Below are 22,537 nucleotides of genomic sequence, written 5' to 3' on the forward strand. Positions count from 1 at the left end.
TTTTTATGCTGGCATATATTATTCGTCGAATTTGGCAAATGATCCCGACCATGCTTGGGGTGGTGTTGCTGATTTTCTTCTTGTTTAACTGGGTCGGTGGTGACCCTGCCTATATTTTGGCAGGGAAAATGTCGAATCCTGAACAGATTGAAAATATCCGACAGCAGCTTGGGGTCGATCAGCCCTATTATGTGCAATTGTGGATTTTCATTAAGCAGATTTTGACATTTGATTATGGGCTGAGTTGGAGTACAGGGGAGTCAGTATCGCAAATCATCGCGACACGACTCGGACCTTCACTGACTTTGCTCATTCCACTGACGATCTTACAAACCATTATTTCTATTATTTTGGCTTTGGCGGTGGCAGCGGTGCGTGGCAGTTTAACGGATCGTATGGTGATGATGTTGTGTACGATTGGCATGTCGATCAGTATATTGGTGTATATCATTGTTTTTCAGTATGTCTTTGCCTATCAGTTGAGCTGGTTTCCGGTACAAGGCTGGAGCGATAGCTTTAGCGAGAACCTGTTTAAATATGCTTTATTGCCTATTCTGATCATGTTGGTGGTCAGTATTGCCCCGACTTTAAGGTTGTATCGTAGTTTTGTTTTGGATGAAGTCAATCAAGACTATGTTCGTACTGCACGTGCCAAAGGGATTGGTGAACGGCGCATTTTAGGTGTGCATGTACTACGCAATGCCTCAATCCCAATTATTACAGACGTGATGGCAAGTTTACCTGCTTTGCTGATTGGTGCATTTTTGATTGAGCGTTTCTTTGGTATTCCGGGCATTGGTCGTGAAGTGATTATTGCGGTAGAGCGTAGTGATTTTCCTGTGATTAAAGCCATTACTGTGTACGTTGCTCTCGCAACGATGTTTTTCAACTTGATTGCCGATTTGATTTATAAATGGGTCGATCCACGTGTACAGTTGAAGTAGGTGAATTATGCTCAGTGTTCTCACTAAAAGAAAACCAGATACTGCTGAACCTACAACAGCATCTACAGGGTTATGGCAACTCGCCATGCGCCGTTTAAAGCGCGATCGAATCGCCATGTTTTCCCTCCTAATCGTACTGTTTTATTTGGTGCTGTTAATTTTGTCATCCACAGGATTGATTGCAAAAGACTGGAATAAAGAAGTCGCTGTGAGTTATGCACCGCCTATGTTTATCGCTGCAGCAGCGATACCTGCTACGCAAAGTGAAACACGAAAAGTCGAAGCGGCTGTGCCTGAAAACCCTGTTGATCCATTAAAAGATGTCATTCGTGAGCTCAACGCAGAAATTGCTGCTGAACAGGGTGTGTGGGGGGCTATTGATTACTATGGGGTTGTTGATCCTTTAGCTGAAGATATGAAAGCGATTGACCAAGCGCTGGATGGTCATTTACTAGATCAACAAGCGGAACTCAAGCAAAGCCTGATTTTAGGTGCCGACAAATGGGGACAAAGTGTTTTACTGAAAACCATTAAAGGTGCAGAAACATCAATTATTGTTGGCTTAGTTGCAGCTTTTTTTGCTGTCGTGATTGGCACGGTTTTAGGTGCCATTTCGGGCTACTTTGGTGGCTGGGTCGATGATGTCTTGAACTGGTTTTATAACATTTTTACTTCGATTCCTTATCTGCTCTTGGTGCTAGCGATTGCCGCAGTACTGCAACAAAAAGGCGTTTTATCCATTGTTTTGATTTTGGGTTTAACGGGGTGGACGGGAGTATATCGTTTAATTCGTGCCGAATATATGAAGCATACTTCGCGGGAATATGTGCTGGCGGCAAAAGCGATTGGAGTGAGTCATAGCCGACGTATCTTTGTGCATATATTTCCCAATGTCAGTCATATTGCACTGGTTCAAATGTCAATTTTAGTGGTGGCCTTTATTAAGTCAGAAGTGATTTTGAGCTTCCTTGGTTTTGGTGTCCCTGTTGGTGTGGTGTCATGGGGCAGTATGCTGAATGAGGCTCAAAGTGAGTTGATTTTAGGCAAGTGGTGGCAGTTAGCGGCCGCTTCGGTAGCAATGGCGGTTCTGGTCACTGCATTTTCAATGTTTACCGATGCACTGCGTGATGCATTAGACCCGAAACTGAAATAGGAGCATGAGAATGTCTGAACTTAATCATATGACAGCGCCAGCCTTACTTCAGGTGGAAAACTTGCGTGTCAGCTTTAGAAATGAAGAAAAGCAGTACATTGAAACGGTCAAAGGCATCAGTTTTAGTATTCCAGTGAATACCACTGTGGCCTTGGTTGGGGAGTCAGGCAGTGGTAAATCGGTCACATCGCTAGCGACCATGGGGCTATTACCTCCTGAAAGTAGTCAAATTGCTTTGGACAGTAAAATTCTGTTTGAGGGGAAAAACCTACTCGACTTACCGCGCCGTGAAATGCGGAAAAAGTGCGGAAAAGATATTGCCATGATTTTTCAGGAACCGATGTCATCCTTGAATCCTGTGTTTACGGTAGGTTCACAAATTGCAGAAATTTTGCAGTTACATTTGGGTATGAGTCGTAAGCAGGCGCGTGCACGTGCTTTGGAACTCTTGATAGAAGTTGGGATTCCATCTCCTGAAACCAAGATTGATGCTTATCCGGGGCAATTGTCGGGTGGGCAGCAGCAGCGCGTCATGATTGCTATGGCAATTGCGTGTAAACCCAAACTATTGATTGCCGATGAACCGACGACAGCGCTGGATGTCACTATTCAAAAGCAAATTTTAGATTTGCTGGAGTCGTTGCGGAAGAAGCATCAAATGTCGATGCTGTTTATTACCCATGATTTGGCTTTGGTCGGGGAAATTGCCGATCAGGTAATCGTAATGCGGCATGGTCAAATTCGTGAACAAGGTAGGGTTAAAGATGTGCTTGAACGCCCTCAAGATGTCTATACCAAAGCGTTGTTACACTGCCGTCCACAACTGTCCAAACGTCCCATGCGTTTGCCCATGATCAGTGATTTCATGCAGCAAAAGGGTGATGACTATATTGAAACGCATACCATCGATGTTGAGTCACTTCAACAAAGATCTCGGGGCTTAACTGGCCAAGAAGAGATCATTTTAGATGTGCGAGACCTTAAAAAGTCATTTTATAGTCGTAAAGGATTATTCGGCAAAGAGGAGTTTCAAGCGGTCAAAGGCGTGAGTTTCCAACTGGCAAAAGGCAAGACTTTGGGCTTGGTGGGTGAGTCTGGTTCGGGGAAAACGACCATCGGATTATTGCTGATGCGCTTACAGGAGGCAACAGGGGGGAAAGCGCTGTTTGAAGGTCAAGATATTTTGACCATGTCAGAGAAAGAGTTTGCTCGGTATCAACGCAAGATTCAAATCATTTTCCAAAATCCCTATGCGTCACTCAATCCTCGTTTTACTGTCGGGCAGATTTTGATGGAACCGATGCAGGTGCATCATATCGGCGCGAATGATGCTGAACGTAAACAGATGGCTTTGGACTTGTTGGAACGCGTGAGCTTACCTGCACAGGCTTTTTATCATTATCCACATGAGTTTTCAGGCGGACAGCGTCAACGTATTGCGATTGCGCGCTGCCTAACTTTAAAACCTGAAATTTTGATTTGTGATGAGTCTGTTTCGGCCTTGGATGTTTCGGTACAAGCCCAAGTACTGAATTTGCTGCAAGATTTACAGGATGAATTTGGACTGAGTTATATCTTTATTTCACATGATTTATCAGTGGTGAAATATATTTCAGATCAAATCATGGTGATGAATCATGGTGATTTGGTGGAAATAGCCAATTCGGATGATTTGTACCAGTCTCCACAGCACGAATATACTAAACGCTTACTTAGCGCCATTCCGCAAAGTGTGGCATGAATAGGCTGTTGTTGGCGGAGGAATAAAAATGCTCAATAAGTTGGGCGTTTTTTATGAGGAGCTTGCAGTTTTTTTCTGATCTAGAACAGAAAGAGGGCTTATTGTGCAGCGTAAACACATATAAAAAGAGCCACTCGAAGGTGGCTCAAATTTTGACTTTAAAAATTAAAACTTCTTAAAGCCTTTATTTCCAAAAGGTTTACGTGGCGCATTTTCATCACGCGTGTCGCGTTGACCATAAGTGCCTTTGTTGCCAAAGTTCTCTGGACGGCTGTCACGTTGTGCATAGCCTGAGTTTTGGCGTGGTTCACGTTGACCATAACCTGTTTGTGCATTGTCCTGACGACGCTGGCTATGTCCATTTGGATTTTCACGGCGTTCACGATTGAAGGCTGGCTTCGCTTGTTGTTGGCCTTCATCTTCATTGTCACGGCGCTGTTGACGTAAGAAACCACCACGACGTGCAGCCATAGGTTTTTCTTGCATACGTTCAGTACGACGTTTTGCCATGCCGTACAAACCAGTGCCTTGACGTGGTTTTAACTCAACCGCTTTGGTTAAGTTATCGATGTCGTTTTTGTCCAATTCCATCCAACGACCCGTACGTAGTTCGCGCGGTAAAATAACCGTGCCATAACGTGTACGGAGTAGACGGCTGACTTTTAAACCTTGCGATTCAAAAATACGACGTACTTCGCGATTACGACCTTCTTTTACCACCACTTGATACCAACGGTTAATTCCTTCACCGCCAATTTCAGAGAATGACTCAAATTTCGCTGGGCCATCATCTAACACCACACCTTTGAGCATGTTGTTCTTAATTTGAGGCGTCACTTCACCCATAACACGTACAGCATACTCACGTTCAACTTCGTTTGATGGGTGCATCAAGCGGTTCGCGAGTTCGCCATCATTTGTGAACAATAGTAGACCTGTTGAGTTAATATCCAGACGTCCAACCATCACCCAACGATCATTCGCGATTGCAGGTAATTGATCAAATACTGTTGGACGTGACTCAGGGTCGTTACGTGAACAAATTTCGCCTTCTGGTTTATAGTAAATCAGAACACGACGACGAATTTCATCTTCAATTTGGAACGATACTTTACGACCATCGATGCGAAGCTCATCACCTGGTTCAATACGTTCGCCTACTTGGGCAACTTGGCCGTTGACACTCACACGACCAGCGGCAATGACTTCTTCCATATAACGGCGAGAACCCAAACCAACTCGTGCGAGTACCTTTTGCAACTTTTCACTCATGACAGCATAACCTTAGAAATTATCATCAACAGTTCACCTATTTACGACTTCGGTGCATTCGCATCGAGCGCCATAAAAGCTTCCTTGGCATCCTGCAGGGGAGGCAACTGACCTAAAGAATTTAGGCCAAATGCATTTAAAAATTGGGGCGTCGTAACTAACAACGCAGGTCTTCCTGGGAGTTCACGAAAACCAGATTCTTTAATCCAGTTCCAATCAAATAACGTGCGTAACAGTTGACTGTTATTTGAGACTCCTCGAATTTGTTCTATATCTGCTCGAGTGACGGGTTGATGATAGGCAACCACGGCCAACATTTCGAGTAGCGATGGCGAGAGACGAGTTGGTCGCTCTGGCCACGTTTGTGCAACGATTTGACGGTATTTTGCTCGAACCTGAAAACGAAAACCTTGAGCAGTTTCAATCAGTTCAATCGAACGACCATGTTGTAGCATGGCAAGTTGTTGTAAAAACTGGCGTAAATCTTGTTTGCTGTATTGATTTTGGAACGATTCTTTCAATCGTGCAAGTGAAACAGGCGCATCACTGGCAAAAATAATCGCTTCTAACTGCATCAGTACTTCATGCAAGTTATCTTCGTTCGTTACAGGAGCGGTTTGTTCTAACATTATTTTTTGACTCCTTGTATCGAAAGCGGTGCTTCAACACCTGAACTCACAATTTGAATACGTTGCTGACGGGTTAACTCTAAAATGGCCATAAACGTCACGACCATGCCCATCCGACCTTGGATGGGACGCAGCAAAGATTCAAAAACTAAAACTTCACCTGAAGCGACTTTGCTTTCAATAAAAGCCATGCGCTCTTCAAGTAAAACAGGTTCTTGTGCAATTTGATGGGTGATCGGCTCAGGTCGGTTAAATACACAAAACAGGGCATCACGTAGCTGTTGCACATTATGACCGTCATTATTATCTAGAGTTTGGCCTAAGCTGACATTAGTTGAGAAGGTGTCTCGCTCTAATATAGGCATTTGCCCCAAGCGTTCAGCCGCTTGTTTAATACGGAGATAAGTTTCTAAACGGTCAATCAGCTCTTGTTTTGGATCTTTTTCAACTTGGATTGCATTGGGTGCTTTTGGCAACAGCAAACGTGACTTTAAATCAGCCAATAGCGCGGCCATCACCATATAGTCTGCTGTCAGCTCAATGTTCAGCGACTTCATGGCATCCATATAAGACAGGTATTGCGCTGCAATCGGGGCAATATCTAACTGTAATAAGTCAAAGCCATTTTTTTGAATCAGGTAAATCAGAAAGTCGAGTGGTCCTTCAAAATGCTCTAAAAGAATTTCAAATGCAGCGGGAGGAATATATAAATCCTCGGGGATGGAGTCATGCCACTCATCCATAACACGGATTTGTGGAAGATCTTCCATGGCATTATGGACGGATTGATTCATTACAGTTATTGGCCACGCGAATTTTCAAAGGCATGATTATGTTTTTTCGAATCAGTACTTAGGAGAAAAAGTAGAGGTGATTTAAAAAATACATAATTTTAATAGGGCTTAGTGTAAAACAAATTGCGGTGTGAATACATGATTTCACCGACCAAATAACAAAAAAAGCTGTAAATAAATAGAGAGTATTTATTTGTGTGATGCTTTTTATTTGCTGATGTCGTGGCTAAATCTGCAGAAATGGGTTGGGTTTAAGAGAACATGACGGACTTAGGGCCTAGTCCTGTGGTTTGAAAAATAATCGATTTATTGTAAGTAGCTAGATGAGGCTGCATAGTGCGGCATTATGAATCTCAAAAGCAGCCTATAAAATAGGCATTGGATGAATGCCTTAAAGAATAGCGCTGAAATACGAAGAATGTATTTCAGCGCAGCCCTAAACGTTAGACTTTGAAGCCTTAAGCTTTTGGGTGTTGATCAATCTCAGATCATCGCGTTTGAAATTATTTAGTCTTTTAAATCGATTGTGACGGTATCGATTTGACCTGTGAATGCATACGGCGCTTTTTCATTGTAGCGAGGTGAAACGGTTGAGCCTAAGTCCATACCGATATCGAAGGTTTCAGTTGCGGAGAAGCGATAAGGAACCACTTTTTCAACCTGACCTTGGGCAACCGTATCGCCATTGACGCTGATGGTCACGGGTCCGCCAATACCATGTCGTCCTTCACGCGGAGTCTGTTGATAGTCTACGACGATGCTGTGTTTACCCGGTGCTAATGCTTTGGTGGAAGCAATCCGATAATACGATTGGGCAAAGAAGTTGTATTCGTACACAGGTATGCCATTTTCCAAATACAAAGAGAAGCCACCACCTGAACCACCTTCAGCAACAATTACACCATTGGCACCGCTTTTAGGAATGACAATGTCAGCCTTAATACTATGCGAGCGCTGATACATGGGTGGTGCACTGCCTTCAGGCAGACGCGTGGTTCCTGCTGAATAGGTGAATTGCTTTCGGCCACGAACTGAAGAAGGCCGTTCTGGATTAAAAGCACGTTCCACAAAACGGTCATCTAACGGATAAACGCCATATTTGCCTGCTTCTTGGTCGAACAGTTTCTGCATTTCTGCTAAGCGTTGAGGCTCTTTGGCTGCTAGGTCATGCGCTTGGGAAAAGTCCTGTTTGATATTGTATAGTTCCCACGGACTATCTTTAAAGCCTAAAGAGCCACTGAGCTTCCAAGGTACGCCATGGAAGGATGAGGCAACCCAACCGTCTTGATAGATGGCTCTATGTCCACCCGTTTCAAAGTATTGGGTATGACGCTGATCTTTGGCTTTTGCATCATTGAAACTGTATGCCATGCTAATGCCAGACATTGGCGTTTGCTTTACACCATCTACTGAGTTGGGCTGCGGAATATTGGCTGCTTCTAAAATGGTTGGGGTGATGTCGGAAACATGATGGAATTGGTTATGGATCGCATGCGTGGCTCTAATTTTTGCAGGCCAAGAAACGATCATGCCATTGCGTGTTCCCCCGAAGTGAGAAGGAACGCGTTTCATCCATTGGAACGGGGAAGAGCCAGCCCATGCCCAACCGACAGGATATTGGTTTTCGTGCTTTGGTCCGCCAATTTCATCAATATGTTTTAATTGATTTTCAATGGTATCTGGAAAACCATTTTGAGTCATTAGATTATTTATAGTACCCGTTAACGTCCCTTCAGCACTGGCACCATTATCCCCAGCAATAAAAATAATGAGGGTATTATCTGCATCGGGAAGTTTCTTAATGGCTTTAATCAAACGTCCCATTTCATGATCTGTTTGCGCGAGGAAGCCTGCAAAGACTTCTTGATGTTTTGCAAACAAACGCTTTTCATCGGCTGATAAGGAAGCCCAAGCTTGAATACTGTCTGGACGTGGTGTTAAGTCAGTATTTTTAGGCACAATGCCCAATTTCTTCTGACGGGCCAAGGTTTCTTCACGGACTTTGTCCCAACCTTGGTTGAACTGGCCTTGAAACTTATCAATCCATTCTTGATTGACATGGAGTGGTGCATGGACGGCACCGGGTGCCATATAGACAAAATACGGTTTATCTGGAGATACTGAGCCTTGACGATTGATCCACCCAATTGCATCATTGACCAAGTCAACATTCAGGTTATAGCCTTGCTCTGGTCGTTTAGTTGGTTCAACGGGTGTTACTCCGCGGATCAGCTGCGGTTCCCATTGGCTCGATTCACCACCAAAGAAGCCATAAAAATATTCGAAACCGAGACCTGTTGGCCAGCGTTCAAAAGGCCCAACTGGAGATGTTTCCCAGTCAGGGGTGTTGTGCCATTTACCAAATGCCGCAGTGGCATAGCCATTGTCTTTAAGGATTCTAGCGACACTGGCACTTTCCTTGGGCCATATTGTGTTATATCCCGGATAACCCGTTGAAAGTTCGGTGATGGTTCCCGCTCCAACTTGATGTGGGTTTTGTCCAGTTAAAAGAGCTGCACGTGTTGGAGAACTAATCCCTGTAGTATGGAAACGATTGAAAATCACACCATCATCTGCAAGTTCATCCATTTCAGGTGTCGGTACAGGCCCACCAAAGGTGCCAGCTTGCCCAAAGCCTAAGTCGTCTAACAAAATTACCACCACGTTAGGGGCACCTTTGGGTGCTTTTACAGGTTGAGGAAAATCTTGTTTAGAGCCCTCAAAGGTTTCTTTAATCACCCCTTTAAATTCTGGTGTAGGCTGGGGCAAAACCAAGCCTGTCTGGTTTGAGGCTTGAGGTGTGCTACTTTGGGCTTCGGGAGCTGCTAAAGCGGCATGCGATGCTGTAATGGCTGCGACCAAGGTGAGGACACGTGTCAGTGGTTTGGAGCTTAATGATCTATTTTTGTTCATATACAATCCCTTATTAAAAGTTTCCTTGCTGTGGTGTTGAAAAAATGTGCAAAAATGCTGAGTAGGGAAAAGACCTACGGAATAAAAAGGTTTAGATGTTTGGGGATTTCGATTGAGTTGTAGCTTCAGACATGAGGGTCTCATCTCATACAGACTGTTACAGGCTTGATTTAAACGAAGCAGAGATCGCGTTTGGAGGAAACCTGAATAGTTGGAAGCTGAATGCGATGGATTGGCTAGAATGCATTGGAGTGGTTGAAACCGCAAATAGGCCTAATATTGTTGTATTCCCTTGGTTCGACATTTTTTGTCCTTATTGATTTGATTATGCTGTAGCTGTTTTTCATACCCATGACGATCCATCGTCAATGCACGGTGAAGTACGTTTAATGTTCTGGCTGTACAGTATCAAACTGCTTCAGAGGATGAACCACTCAAAAGAATGGACTTGGCTGTTTTTTCCGCACTTTAAAATGAAGATGGTTATTTGCGATAACAGTGGTTGTGAACACTGAAGCTGCATAGATTAGGTACTTTATTGTTATGGATGCGTGGATTTATTTGAACGCGTAGGGAAGAAAAATGCGTCTAAAGTCTGCAGAAATGGATCAGCTGACGCGACGGAAAATATTCATTCAAGATTTATTCAGGTGCTTGTAGGGCAAATTCAATGATGCGTTGACAGTTGTCCTGTAAGCAGAGGTTTTTGGGTTCAAGGTATTTGAAATATTGCTGGATGGTCGCGATCGGCAGGAAATAGCTGTACAGATTCTCTTCCCGCATAATGCAGTTGATTGAACTCGGACTTTGCACCAAAGTCTCGGACTCAAGCGTCCAAGGACGCTGCACATATAAATTATGTTGCTCGGGAAATTGATTCAGATTGAGTAAAACCGTAAACAGGGTCATGTTGATCTCTTGAGAATGTGAGATTCAGTTTCCCTAGCGAATAAATGCAGCGCATTACTCAAATGCGCTGACATCGCCAAGCCCACGGCGAATCACTTCAGGATGATCACCTGATAAGTCGACAATACTAGTGGTGCTTAATGTGCCCAGCCCGCTGTCGATAAACACATCAATTCGTTTTGACAGTTGCATTTCGATGTCATAGGGATCATCTAGTGGCTCTTCCTGATTCGGCAGGATTAAGGTACTGGTTAGTAGCGGCTCACCTAACTCTTTGAGTAATATTTGGCACACAGGGTTACTTGGAATACGTAGACCAATGGTTTTTTTCTTCGGATGCATCAAGCGTTTAGGCACTTCACTGGTTGCAGGCAAAATGAACGTGGTCACGGCTGGTGTATTGTTTTTCAGTAAACGATACATGGCATTATCGACTTTGGCATAAGTGGCAATATCGGACAGATCTGCACAAATGATGGCATATTGATGTTTGGCCCCAAGGCCGCGAATTTGAGCAATCCGCTCCATGGCATTTTTATTCCCAATCTGGCAGCCAATGGCATAAGCGGCATCGGTCGGGTATACCACCACATCGCCTGCACGAATCCGTTCTACTGCTTGGCTGATTGAGCGTGCTTGAGGGTTATCAGGATGGACTCTTAAATGAAGCATCGTTTTTATCTCCTGATGGTTTTTTCAACATTATCGCGCTTTATCTCGGTGATGTTCAATGACCAAAATGTGAATCGTGCTAAATTTAGTCGAGCATTTCTCTTTGAAATTCATTGCTCTGTAATGTTTTGCCAGCACGAGTACATAGGCAAATACAGTCAATGAAGTGTTTCGCATCGCGCGGTAATTGGGCTTGGCCTGAAAAATAAGCCTGAACTTGAGCGAAAACATGGTCTTTAAAGCGGTTGCCGTCACCCCCTTCACCAGTCAGATTGTCTAAGGAAACACGGAACTTCCGACCAAAAGCTGTGGCAAATAACCATTCAATGGCTTGCGGTTTAATTTCAACCTGTTCAAATAAAGCTTGTTGCTCAGCCGTACGACCATCGGGTGCATACCAGTAGCCTAAGTCGGGGAGTAGACGGCGTTTATCTCCTGCAATGCTCCAATGGCTGATTTCATGTAAGGCACTATTAAAAAAACCATGGGCAAATTGGATACGCGCAGGGGTGTTGTCTATCGCGGGAAAATATTCAGGTTCAAAGTCACCTTTAACCAAGTTGACATTCAGGTGGGAAAACCAACGATTAAAGTGTAAGATGAGCCAATCAACTTGTTCTGCTTCTGTACACAAATTCTCCCACGTCGAGAGTTGCACTTGGCGGTTTGAAATGTCAGAATCGACAGTTGAAATTGTGCTCACAAGTGATGAAATACTCACTTCTGTTTGCGGCTGCAACAGATGCATGACTTAAGTTACCCAAATGGTCTGTCTAAATAAGTACAAAATTGTATCTTAATCTTTGACAGAGTACTGATGAATTTGTAGAATTGCCGCCTTAATTATGTCAGCAAATACCTTTCCGGCACAGATTGAGCCGTTTAAATGGGCCGAACAAGGCTTTACATGGTCAGGAACACTGCCATTGTCTCGCTTTGCTCGTATAGCCCGTGAAGCTGTTGGATCAATTGATGATCAATTGATTAACATAGACTGTAAGCTATCAATGGATGCGTATCATCGTATTGTATGGCTAGATGGTCACGTTGAAACGAACGTTCCAATGGAATGCCAGCGCTGTTTAGGCACGGTAAACATTGAACTCGTTTCAGATTTTCATCTAGCTCTAGTGGATGATGAGTCACTGATAGAGCGCTTGGATGAGGATGCTGATTTCATCGTCTTAGGTGAAAGTGAAGCAACGACGAAAGGTAGCTATGATGCGCCTGCGACGGCTGATTTACTGTCTCTGATAGAAGATGAATTGTTATTGTTGATGCCTTTGTCTGCTAAGCATGACGCTTGTGAACATAAGCACCAACCTGCCGTTGAAGAACTTGTTGAAGAAAAGCGGGATAATCCGTTTGATGTTTTGGCAAGTTTGAAGGGTAAACTTAACTAATTTTTGTGTTATACTCTTCCGTATAAGACAACTGAATTTGTTCTGATCCATATTTTTCGATTTGTAAGGAGCCATCATGGCCGTTCAGCAAAACCGTAAAAGTCGCTCTCGCCGTGACATGCGCCGTTCACATGACGCTTTAACCGAGAATGCATTAACTGTAGACCAAGCTACTGGCGAGACTCACCGTCGTCACCATGTATCTAAAGATGGTATCTACCGTGGTCGTCAATTATTCGCTAAAGCATCTGCTGAATAATTGTCGAAGCATTAAGCTTAAAGCTTAGTCGAAAAAAGGGGAGCGTAAAGCTCCCTTTTTTTGTTGTCGAATTTTTATCGCTGCTGTTTTTGTTGTATTTGGCAATTACATCGACCTAAATTAAGTGTTAAATTTTCGCTCCATAAACGAGAGCAAAGACAAGAAAGGACTTTTTTATGTCTGCGAAACAACTTGATCAAGTCGCTCAGGCAACAAAAACAGCTTTTGTATTTCCCGGACAGGGTTCACAAAAGGTTGGCATGTTGGCTGAATTGGCAGAACAATTTGCCAGTGTTGAAGCAACATTTGCAGAAGCCTCTAAAGCGGTTGGATTCGATTTGTGGCACATTGCACAATCTGGTGAAGGTTTAGACCAAACTGAATTTACCCAACCGGTATTGTTAACTGCCAGCATTGCTTTGTGGCGTGTATGGTTAGAACTTGGTGGTGTTGCACCGAAGTATTTGGCGGGGCACTCACTTGGTGAATACAGTGCGTTGGTTGCAGCAGGAAGCCTAAGCTTAGGTGATGCAGTCAAGCTGGTAAATTTGCGTGGCAAGTTGATGCAAAGTGCTGTACCTCAAGGTAAGGGCGCAATGGCGGCCATCTTAGGTTTAGATGATGCGCAAGTTGTTGCTTTATGCCAACAAGTGTCGAGTCAAGCTGAAGGTTCAGTTGAAGCGGCTAACTACAATGCTCAAGGTCAAGTGGTGATTGCTGGTGAAAAAGCAGCAGTTGAAGCAGTCATGGCTTTAGCCAAAGAAAACAGCGGCAAAGCGATTGCACTCCCAGTTTCTGTTCCATCGCATTGTTCATTGATGAAGCCTGCTGCAGAACAGTTCGCAGAAGCTTTGGAACAAACTGCCATTGAGCTGCCTAGCATACCTGTAATACAAAATGTGGGCGCGGAAATTGCTACAGATGTAGCACAAGTCCGCCAAGCACTTACCGCTCAATTATATGAGTCTGTACAGTGGACCAAAACAATGCAGTTTATTCAGGATCAAGGGATCCAATATGTTGCAGAGTGTGGTCCAGGCAATGTTTTGGCAAACTTGGCAAAACGTCTACCTAATATTGAAAAAGCATTTCCACTCGATAGTAAATCGCGCTTGGAAGATGCACTAAATGCCATTTTAGTGGCTGAAGGAAAAATTGCATGACACAGGAACGCAAAATTGCACTCGTGACAGGTGCAAGTCGAGGGATTGGTGCTGCCATCGCTCAGCAACTTATTCAAGACGGTTATTTTGTTGTGGGTACTGCGACATCTGAGTCAGGTGCAGAAAAACTGGCTGCAAGCTTCGGTGAACACGGTGCAGGTAAAGTGCTCGATGTTCGTGATGGTGCTGCCATTGATGCGCTTGTAACTGACATTGAACAAAACTATGGCCCTGTGTTGGTTTTGGTGAACAATGCTGGGATTACCAAAGATAATTTGTTACTTCGTATGTCAGAAGATGACTGGGATGACATTTTAAATATCCACTTAAAAGCAGTTTACCGTTTATCTAAACGTGTGCTAAAAGGCATGACCAAAGCACGTTTTGGACGAATTATTAATATTAGTTCTGTGGTTGCGCATTTTGCCAACCCAGGTCAGGCCAACTATTCAGCAGCGAAAGCTGGTATTGAAGCATTTAGCCGTAGCCTTGCAAAAGAAATGGGCAGCCGTCAAATCACTGTAAACTCAGTGGCGCCTGGTTTTATTGCAACAGAAATGACTGAGCAATTAAGCGAAGATATCCGTAAAAAAATGAGCGATCAAGTGGCTTTGAACCGTTTAGGTGATCCACAAGATATTGCAAATGCGGTGAGCTTCTTGGCATCAGACAAAGCAAATTACATTACTGGTACGGTAATGCATGTAAATGGTGGTCTATACATGAGCTAATTGGCTGATGGATAAACTTTCAAAATTTTAAAGATTCAATTAAACTAACGGCATTAAAAACGCCACAAGCAATGAGGAGAATTCCTGTGAGCGATATCGAACAACGCATCAAGCAAGCAGTTGCAGAACAACTTGGTCTTAAGGCTGAAGAAATCAAAAACGAAGCATCTTTCATGGATGACTTAGGTGCTGACTCTTTAGACCTTGTTGAGCTTGTTATGTCTTTCGAAAACGACTTTGACATCACAATCCCAGATGAAGATTCTAACGAAATCACAACTGTACAATCTGCGATTGACTACGTTTCTAAGAAACTAGGTTAATACATATTGTTTCAGCTTTGCTGAATGGAAAGGCCACCCACTTGGGTGGCTTTTTTATGCCTTTCAAAAAACACAAAGCGCCTAACTCACCTTTAAAATCTTTTATTTACTCGGGTAACTTACAAAGCTTTACCTTAAGAGGACTTTTCGCTACCAAATCTGCCGTCTGTTTTGGGTATAAAAAAGGGTGTCTCATTTTTGAGCATTCACTATAACAACACTGATATAACAAGATGGAGCATACACATGGGTCTTTTTGATTTTGTTAAAGGCATTGGTAAGAAAAACACCGCAGCAGCCGAGCCTCAAGCCGCACCAAGCACACCAGCAGAGCCATCTGCTCAAGAAATTGCCAACAAGTTATTGGGTCATATCAAAGCACTGGGCTTACCTGTGACGGGACTTTCAGTCAGCTATAACTCCACCACGGATTTGGCGACCGTGAAAGGGCAAGTTCAGACTCAAGCCGATAAAGAAAAGATTGTTTTAGCCGTCGGTAATATTGACCATGTGGCACAAGTCGATGATCAACTCACTGTGGCTAGCCCTGAACCTGAGAGTAAGTTCTACACGGTTAAATCGGGGGATAACTTATCGAAAATTTCCAAAGCATTTTATGGTGATGCCAACCAGTACAATAAAATTTTTGAGGCCAACCGTCCCCTATTGAAAGATGCAGATGATATTTTCCCAGGCCAAGTCCTACGTATTCCTGCTTAAGTCCAAAGGTTGAAGAAAAGGCGCATGAAGCGCCTTTTTTATTTGAGAGTGGAATGTTGATCGAGTGCTTAGCGACTTGCTTTCACAACAGCATGTTGACTGAGCATACCTAAGGTAATTTTTTTTACTTCATCTCGACTTTGTTGAATGTGAGCGCTGATCTTTTCAACGGCAAGCTCCGTCTGTTGTTGTGCTATATAGTTCAAAATGGCTTGATGCTCCGTATAGGTAGCTTCAATCCGATCTGTTTTTGAAAAATCGAGGCGACGAATAATGCGAATTTTTTCACTGATCTCTTGGTGAATTTTGATCATTTCTTGATTGCCAATGGCACGAACCAATGCACAGTGAAAATCTTCATCAATTTTCGCCATGGCTTTTAAACTCGACAGATACTGCTCCGGTGCAACCATCCAAATTTTGTGTAGGTGTTTCATTTCCTTAGATGGCTGAGATGCACTGCTGCATAACTTTCGAATTGAGTACTGCTCAATCATGATGCGTAACTCATACAGCTCATCGTAGTATTGCAAGTTCAACGGACGGACAGTCCAGCCACTACGAAATGCCACCTCTACATAGCCTTCTTGTTGCAATCGATATAGCGCCTGCCGTGCAGGCGTGCGGCTGACCTGATAGCTCAAGGCGATTTCGGATTCGGTAAAACGTTCACCTGGCATCAATTTGAAATCAAAAATATCGTTTTTTATTTGCTGGTAAACCAGTTCAGACAAATTGTCTGAACTTGAACCTGCACGTGTCGTATTGGGCATGCGTTATTCCATATAAACCAAAGGCTCACCGCTATGAACGGTTTGTCCAGCCCGACAAATAATGGCTTTGACAGTACCATCATCCGCAGCGTACACCGGTAATTCCATTTTCATGGCTTCAATGATAGCAATGGTTTCACCTTTTTTCACAATCTGACCTTGTTCCACTAATATTTTCCAAATATTACCGGTCATCGAAGCATGTAGTGCTGCATAGGCGCTGTAGTCAGTCTCATCAGGTATTTCTGCAATCAGATGTTCTTGATGATCAACACTTTCTTTCCATAAGCCGACTTCAGCACTGAAAGCGTGTTGTTGTTGTGCTCTAAACTCGGCAATGCTGTCTTTTTCATCTTCAAGCAGTTGTAAATACGCTGCATAGTCAAATTCAGTGTCTTCAATGCGAATTTGTGCTTGACCATTTTCAAAATCGGCACGCCATTGCTCTAACTCTGACTCAGATACGGGGAAGTATTTGATTTGATCAAAGAAGTTTAGGAACCATTCTTTGTCGCCAAACTGTTTGTTCTTTTTAAACTTATTCCAAATGGGGAGGGTGCGTCCGACCAGTTGGTAGCCTCCCGGAGAGTCCATGCCGTAGATACACATATACATGCCGCCAATGCCTACGGTACCTTCAGCGGTAAAGGTACGTGCAGGATTGTATTTTGAACTTAATAGGCGATGGCGTGGGTCAATCGGTACTGCACAGGGCGCGGTGAGGTAGACATCACCAAGGCCTAAAATGAGGTAATTGGCATTGAAAATAATTTCTTTGACTTGCTCTCGGCTGTTTAAACCATTTATGCGTTGAATAAAATCGACATTGTTCGGTAGCCAAGGCGCTTTGGCACAGACACTTTCTTGATAGCGTTCTACAGCACCTAAAGTTGCACTGTCTTCAAATGCCATTGGGAGATGAATGATCCGTGACGGAATCTTGATTTGGCTTAAATCTCCCATTTGCTGTTCAAGCTTGAGTAGAAATTCGATTAATTGATGCTGTGGAAGCGTGAGTCCATCGTATTTGATTTGCAGCGAGCGTACGCCGGGGGACAGTTCCAATATGCCTTTAATATTAGCCGCGCGGATCAGTTGCATCAGTTGGTGAACGCGTAAGCGTAGCGCCAAGTCTAAAACATTGTCACCGTACTCCAGTAAGATATAGCTGTCACCCGCTTGGCGGTATACCGTGCGTGGAGACATATCAGTTGCCTCCAAGCTGGCAAGAATTGCGGATGGTGGAATGTCACTGCTTGGCAGCTCAGAATTAAGTGCTGCGTGGGCAAAGTTTTCGATCCGTTCAATTTGTTGTTGTTCTAAGGTATTGGCTTGTTCAACAGTTAAAGGATAAAAGCTGATTTTATCATCGGCTTTAAGCTGACCCACTTTCCAAAGTTCAGCTTTGGCAATAGTCACAGGGCAAACGAAACCTCCTAGACTTGGCCCATCTTTGGCTAAAATGACAGGGAAGTCACCTGTGAAGTTAATCGCACCAATGGCATATTCACAGTCATGGACATTGGATGGGTGGAGCCCTGCTTCACCGCCATTTTCACGTGCCCAGCTTGGTGTTGGCCCTGATAGTCGGATGCCTAGACGATTGGAGTTAAAGTGTACGCTCCATTCGGAGGCAAAAAACTCTTCAATATATTCGGGTTTAAAGAAGTCAGGTGCACCATGTGGGCCATATAGCACCCCAATTTTCCATTCTTTGCCATAGCTTGGAATCAGTGTAGGAGATAGAGCTTGTGGTTCATGCGGGGCTAAAGGTGTATCGCTATTTGGATGGGCTGTGTTGACGAGTTTGATCATGTCACCTGCACGAAGTACACGTCCTGCATGCCCGCCAAAGTTACCTAAAGCAAAAGTCGAACGACTGCCCAAATATAGGGGGACATCGAGCCCATGACGCACTGCTAAATAGCTACGACAACCAGACTCGACCTGTCCTAAGCTGAGTACTTGACCTGCGCAAATGTGAATCGGTTGCCAAAAGGTTACGGGCTTATCATCCAGTTGCGCAGGGCATGGCGCACCTGTCAGTGCAATCACACTGTCTTGGTGGAACTTGAGGCTTGGGCCTTGCAGGGTGAACTCGAAGCCTGCTGCGCTAGCATCATTCCCTACAATTTGATTGGCCAATTGAAAAGCATAGTCATCCATAGGACCCGAGGGTGGTACACCGATATCCCAATAGCCCACACGTCCCGGAAAGTCCTGAATCGAGCTTTGTGTGCCAGCTTGGAGTACTTCAATCACATTCGGTACGTAGTCAAAGTCGTCTAGCAAGCGTGTCCAGATTTGCATTTGTTCAAAGCGTTCATCAGAGATCACGCTATGTGCATAGTCTAAATTGGTGCTGATGCCATTTAAACGAGTTTGAGAGAGTACATTTTTTAGTTGCTCAATGGCTTGTGCACGGGTGTCCGCATGTACGATGATTTTGGCAATCATCGGGTCGAAATATTGTGAAATTTCTGTTCCTGTTGAGACCCAAGTATCGACGCGGCAGTCTTCTGGAAATGCAACTTCGGTCAGTACACCCGGGCTAGGCTGGAAGTTCTTAACTGGATCTTCTGCATAAATACGCACTTCAATTGCCGCACCTTGCGGTTGGATGTTGCTAAGTGCAGTCCAATCCAGTGTATCGCCCGCAGCGACTTTAAGCATGCATTCAATCAGGTCTAAACCCGTCACCATCTCAGTGACAGGATGTTCCACTTGTAGTCGGGTATTGACCTCAAGGAAGTAAAATTCATCACGTGCAGCATCATAAATAAATTCGACCGTACCTGCGCTGCGATAATTGACCGATTTGCCTAGTTCAACTGCTGCTTGGTGTAGTTTTTGACGTGTGGCTTCGGGCAGATGAGCCGCTGGGGTTTCTTCCACCACTTTTTGGTTACGACGTTGCAATGAACAGTCGCGTTCGCCCAATGCAACCACTTGACCTTGGCCATCACCAAAAATCTGAACTTCGACATGACGCGCACGGTCAATAAAACGTTCTAAAAATACACCCGAATCTTTAAAAAATTGTGCGCCTAAACGTTTGACGCTTTCATAAGCTTCAACTAATGCTTGTTCATCATCACAGCGCGTGAGGCCAATCCCTCCGCCACCTGCGGTACTTTTTAGCATGATGGGATAACCAATCTCTGTAGCCGCAGAAATTGCTTCATCTAAGCTGCCAAGTAAGCCTGTACCCGGTGTCATAGGAACCTGTGCAGCAGCCGCAAGTTCACGTGCACGGTGTTTTAAACCAAACTCTAAAATTTGTGTCGCGGTTGGCCCCATAAAGGCAATATTATTTTTCTCACAAGCCTCTGCAAATTCAGCACTTTCTGATAAAAAGCCATAGCCTGGGAAAATAGCTTCAGCCCCTGTTTTTTGTGCGGCTTGAATCAGTTTTTCAATGCTTAAATAAGTGTCAGATGGTTTTAAGCCGTCTAAAGCAATGGCAATGTCCGCGTCTTTGACATGTTGTGCGTAACGGTCACTGTCTGAATATACCGCTACACTAGTCACCCCCAGTTTTTTTAAAGTGCGAATTGCACGTACGGCAATTTCGCCACGGTTTGCAATCAATACAGTTTTAAACATTTTAAAATTCCTAAATTTGACTAAGCTTGTTCTACTTTTGAATTGTTACGGTGCTGGATATAGGCGCGCCAACCACCAAAGTGACTGATGTTTTCGGCATCGTTTAAGCCATAAGGTTCGCAAATGAAACCTTTCACCCATCGACCGTCTGCCAGTTCGACATTACCCATGCCCAGTGGTGTCGGAATCTCTGCGACAAATTCTCCAAAGCGAGCGGTGGGTACATCCCACAGTTCAACAATGATCTGCTGACCGTGTTCATCGACTCGGGCTAGACCGGGTTTAGGTGGGATCGTGCCATTCAATGCAAATAGGGCATAGTGCTCAGCGGTATGTGTGGTTTCCACTAGCACAGCATTACGTGTAAGCAATTGGAAGTTCAGCGGCATTCCTGTCAGGTGCGCCCCAACCACAGCAACACGGATATGATGTGGAGAAACTGTGTGCTGTAGCTTTGGAGTAGATGCATAGCGGTCTAAAGCCCCCAGCTTTAAGTTCAAATGCGTCTGCCAAATTTTTCCAAATTCAATCAGGGCTTGGTCATACCATGCAGGTGCAATTAGGCTGATGCCGAAAGGTAAACCGTCGGTGCGGAAACCTGCGGGCAGGGCGAGGGCACTTAAATCGGCGAGGTTGGTAAAATTGGTATAAGTCCCAAACTCAGAGTTCAGACTAATCGGTGACTTTTCCATTTCCGCAAGGGTATGAATGGTTGGAGAGGTGGGAACAATCAATGCATCAAATTGGGCCAAAGTGTCTTGAATTTTTCGGCTTAATTCTTGCTTTAAGTACTCCGCGTTATAGGCATCAACTGCACTAAAATCATGACCTTTTTGAATGATTGCACGTACTGTCGGATCGAAAACCTCAGGCTGCTGCACCAACAACTCGGCAACCGCTGCGGTACGTTCTGCCACCCATGAGCCTTGATAGAGTTGGGCTGCTAATTGTTCAAAAGCCGAAAAATCAATTGCAGTAATTTCAGCACCGAGAACTTTTAACTGTTCTACAGCCAGTTGGAAGGCATATTTAGCTTGGTCATCTCCAAAGAATTCCAGTTTTTGGGGAATAGCAAAATGTGGCTTAGTCGAGAGTTTCACAGGTGCAGTCTTTGGATGCTGGCGTGAATAGCTATCTAGCGCATCGTAGTGTTCTACCATTTGGGCAATGGTGTCGGCGTCTGTTACCGTTAAAGCAAAAATCGAAATACAGTCCAAACTTTTACAGGCTGGGAGTAGACCACGATTTGAAAAACGACCTTTGGTGGGTTTTAGTCCAATAATATTGTTAAATGCAGCAGGAACACGGCCAGAGCCTGCAGTATCTGTTCCGAGTGCAAAGGGCACCAAGCCACGAGCAACAACACTGGCTGAACCAGAGCTAGAGCCACCACTGACATAGTCAGCATTAAACGTGTTACTGACTGCACCAAAGGGAGAGCGTGTCCCTACGAGACCAGTTGCGAATTGGTCTAAATTGGTTTTTCCTACAACAATGGCCCCTGCATTTTTAAGCAGGCGAATGGTTTCAGCATCTTGTGTAGCAACAGTTGTCAGGGCTTTGCATGCGGCCGTGGTGACAAAACCAGCAACGTCGATGTTATCTTTAACTGCAAATGGAATACCGTATAAAGGCAATTCTTTGCTGAGCTCTGTGGCTTGCTCTACTTTTTGCTTTAAGGCTTCAATTTGTTGGGAAAGTATTTCTGTCGTAGCAATTGAAATCCAAGCATGATCAGGTTGTGGTAATTGCGCTACATAGTCGATTAAATCTTCAAGATGAATATCTTGGTTGAGATAAGCGGTTTGCCATTCTTGAAGTGTCCAGCCAATGCATTTGTTCTGACTCATTTTTTGCATTCCAACTTGTATACATGATGGAATACAAAAATGCAGAATCTATGCCAATCTAATCAATTTGATTTATCTTTGATTATAATTTTTATAAATCAATTGGTTGAGAGTAAAGCTTTGGATTAATTGAGTGATTCTAAGTGTTTTTAGAGTTGCACCAAAACAAGCGCATAGGGGAATTAATGGTGCTTTTTATGATCAAGCCTTGGGTGGTTTGACGTTAAACTATTTAAAAAGAGGGTTTAAATCATATTCGTTGTTTATGTAAGTTGAGGGAATTAAAGTCAAAAGGATAGAGGATGAAATATATTCTAAAATAGGATGATTCAAAGAAACTATACACACTCAGTTTTTAATTTTTATGTATAACTTAATGTATTTGAGCTATACCAAATCTGAAAAGTTGCAAGCTTCATTTAATTCGTGACCAATATAACCGTTGAAATTTGCAGAGATAATCAATAAATCATACGTATAACTTATAATATAAACTATTATTTTATAATTTTTAATTCAGATTTTCTCATCCTTCCTGTGTAGTTAATTCTATGCCATATATTGATATACATAAGCTGGCTGGATCTTAATTCAAATACTAAGATTTGAATATCTAGGTCTTTTTTTCGAATAATAATTGATGTACTTAACTTACATTTATCCTGCATAAGGTGATGATCTA

Annotated in this window: 19 protein-coding genes; 9 read left to right on the forward strand and 10 right to left on the reverse strand. The window is 43.7% G+C overall.

What is annotated here, in order from left to right:
* Nucleotides 1–5 precede the first annotated feature (5 nt).
* Genes PTT44_RS02635 through PTT44_RS02645 form a run of 3 tightly spaced genes read left to right on the forward strand, consistent with a single transcriptional unit; the run spans nucleotide 6 to nucleotide 3,838 of the window.
* Nucleotides 6–944, forward strand: a complete 939-nt coding sequence (locus PTT44_RS02635; RefSeq protein WP_168158216.1) for an ABC transporter permease — start codon at nucleotides 6–8, stop codon at nucleotides 942–944.
* Nucleotides 945–951: 7 nt separating this feature from the next.
* Nucleotides 952–2,097: an ABC transporter permease gene (locus PTT44_RS02640; protein ID WP_168158215.1), complete on the forward strand. Its 1,146-nt coding sequence runs from the start codon at nucleotides 952–954 to the stop codon at nucleotides 2,095–2,097.
* Between the two features lie 10 nt (nucleotides 2,098–2,107).
* Nucleotides 2,108–3,838 carry an ABC transporter ATP-binding protein gene (locus PTT44_RS02645; RefSeq protein WP_168158214.1) on the forward strand — a complete coding sequence of 577 codons (1,731 nt, stop codon included), beginning with the start codon at nucleotides 2,108–2,110 and terminating at the stop codon, nucleotides 3,836–3,838.
* A gap of 165 nt (nucleotides 3,839–4,003) precedes the next feature.
* On the opposite strand, the gene rluB is transcribed toward PTT44_RS02645, so the two are convergent.
* The 7 genes from rluB to PTT44_RS02680 form a co-directional block, all read right to left on the reverse strand.
* Entirely contained in the window at nucleotides 4,004–5,110 is a 1,107-nt protein-coding gene (gene rluB / locus PTT44_RS02650) for a 23S rRNA pseudouridine(2605) synthase RluB (protein ID WP_010327371.1), read from the reverse strand.
* A gap of 41 nt (nucleotides 5,111–5,151) precedes the next feature.
* The gene (gene scpB, locus PTT44_RS02655) at nucleotides 5,152–5,739 is read right to left on the reverse strand and encodes an SMC-Scp complex subunit ScpB (RefSeq protein ID WP_010327370.1); all 588 of its coding nucleotides are present in this window, start codon (nucleotides 5,737–5,739) and stop codon (nucleotides 5,152–5,154) included.
* A complete protein-coding gene (locus PTT44_RS02660) occupies nucleotides 5,739–6,533 on the reverse strand; it encodes a segregation and condensation protein A (RefSeq protein WP_216076692.1) in 795 nt (264 codons plus the stop codon). The genes scpB and PTT44_RS02660 overlap by 1 nt, the downstream gene beginning before the upstream one ends.
* A 507-nt stretch (nucleotides 6,534–7,040) precedes the next feature.
* Nucleotides 7,041–9,446, reverse strand: coding sequence for a sulfatase-like hydrolase/transferase (locus PTT44_RS02665; protein ID WP_168158213.1), 2,406 nt, complete (start codon nucleotides 9,444–9,446; stop codon nucleotides 7,041–7,043).
* Nucleotides 9,447–10,088: 642 nt separating this feature from the next.
* Nucleotides 10,089–10,355, reverse strand: coding sequence for a hypothetical protein (locus PTT44_RS02670; RefSeq protein WP_005400318.1), 267 nt, complete (start codon nucleotides 10,353–10,355; stop codon nucleotides 10,089–10,091).
* Between the two features lie 54 nt (nucleotides 10,356–10,409).
* Nucleotides 10,410–11,027 carry an L-threonylcarbamoyladenylate synthase gene (locus tag PTT44_RS02675; protein WP_168158212.1) on the reverse strand — a complete coding sequence of 206 codons (618 nt, stop codon included), beginning with the start codon at nucleotides 11,025–11,027 and terminating at the stop codon, nucleotides 10,410–10,412.
* Nucleotides 11,028–11,112: 85 nt separating this feature from the next.
* Entirely contained in the window at nucleotides 11,113–11,775 is a 663-nt protein-coding gene (locus PTT44_RS02680; protein WP_168158211.1) for an elongation factor P hydroxylase, read from the reverse strand.
* A 97-nt stretch (nucleotides 11,776–11,872) separates the two neighbouring features.
* On the opposite strand from PTT44_RS02680, the gene PTT44_RS02685 reads away from it, so the two are divergent.
* From PTT44_RS02685 to lysM, 6 genes are all read left to right on the forward strand, one after another.
* Nucleotides 11,873–12,430, forward strand: a complete 558-nt coding sequence (locus tag PTT44_RS02685) for a YceD family protein (protein ID WP_004982945.1) — start codon at nucleotides 11,873–11,875, stop codon at nucleotides 12,428–12,430.
* A gap of 76 nt (nucleotides 12,431–12,506) precedes the next feature.
* Complete coding sequence (rpmF, locus tag PTT44_RS02690) at nucleotides 12,507–12,689, forward strand: 50S ribosomal protein L32 (RefSeq protein WP_004279227.1); 183 nt, start codon at nucleotides 12,507–12,509, stop codon at nucleotides 12,687–12,689.
* A 176-nt stretch (nucleotides 12,690–12,865) separates the two neighbouring features.
* Nucleotides 12,866–13,852 carry an ACP S-malonyltransferase gene (gene fabD / locus PTT44_RS02695; RefSeq protein ID WP_062034056.1) on the forward strand — a complete coding sequence of 329 codons (987 nt, stop codon included), beginning with the start codon at nucleotides 12,866–12,868 and terminating at the stop codon, nucleotides 13,850–13,852.
* Nucleotides 13,849–14,583 (forward strand): 3-oxoacyl-ACP reductase FabG, encoded by a 735-nt coding sequence (gene fabG / locus PTT44_RS02700; protein ID WP_004695350.1) that lies wholly within the window; start codon nucleotides 13,849–13,851, stop codon nucleotides 14,581–14,583. The genes fabD and fabG overlap by 4 nt, the downstream gene beginning before the upstream one ends.
* Before the next feature lie 86 nt (nucleotides 14,584–14,669).
* Entirely contained in the window at nucleotides 14,670–14,906 is a 237-nt protein-coding gene (gene acpP, locus PTT44_RS02705) for an acyl carrier protein (RefSeq protein WP_004695351.1), read from the forward strand.
* Between the two features lie 246 nt (nucleotides 14,907–15,152).
* On the forward strand, nucleotides 15,153–15,626 hold the full coding sequence (lysM, locus tag PTT44_RS02710) for a peptidoglycan-binding protein LysM (protein ID WP_004982938.1): 474 nt from the start codon (nucleotides 15,153–15,155) through the stop codon (nucleotides 15,624–15,626).
* Between the two features lie 68 nt (nucleotides 15,627–15,694).
* Here the strand turns inward: lysM and PTT44_RS02715 are convergent, their stop codons facing one another.
* The 3 genes from PTT44_RS02715 to atzF are packed head-to-tail and all read right to left on the reverse strand — an operon-like array spanning nucleotide 15,695 to nucleotide 21,855.
* Nucleotides 15,695–16,399, reverse strand: a complete 705-nt coding sequence (locus tag PTT44_RS02715; RefSeq protein WP_168158210.1) for a GntR family transcriptional regulator — start codon at nucleotides 16,397–16,399, stop codon at nucleotides 15,695–15,697.
* 3 nt (nucleotides 16,400–16,402) lie between these two features.
* Nucleotides 16,403–20,005 (reverse strand): urea carboxylase, encoded by a 3,603-nt coding sequence (gene uca / locus PTT44_RS02720; RefSeq protein WP_168158209.1) that lies wholly within the window; start codon nucleotides 20,003–20,005, stop codon nucleotides 16,403–16,405.
* A gap of 20 nt (nucleotides 20,006–20,025) precedes the next feature.
* A complete protein-coding gene (gene atzF, locus PTT44_RS02725) occupies nucleotides 20,026–21,855 on the reverse strand; it encodes an allophanate hydrolase (RefSeq protein ID WP_168158208.1) in 1,830 nt (609 codons plus the stop codon).
* Between the last annotated feature and the right edge of the window lie 682 nt (nucleotides 21,856–22,537).

The organism is Acinetobacter sp. Gutcm_16, from assembly GCF_028649355.1.
In the GTDB taxonomy this organism is placed as follows: Bacteria; Pseudomonadota; Gammaproteobacteria; order Pseudomonadales; family Moraxellaceae; genus Acinetobacter; species Acinetobacter johnsonii.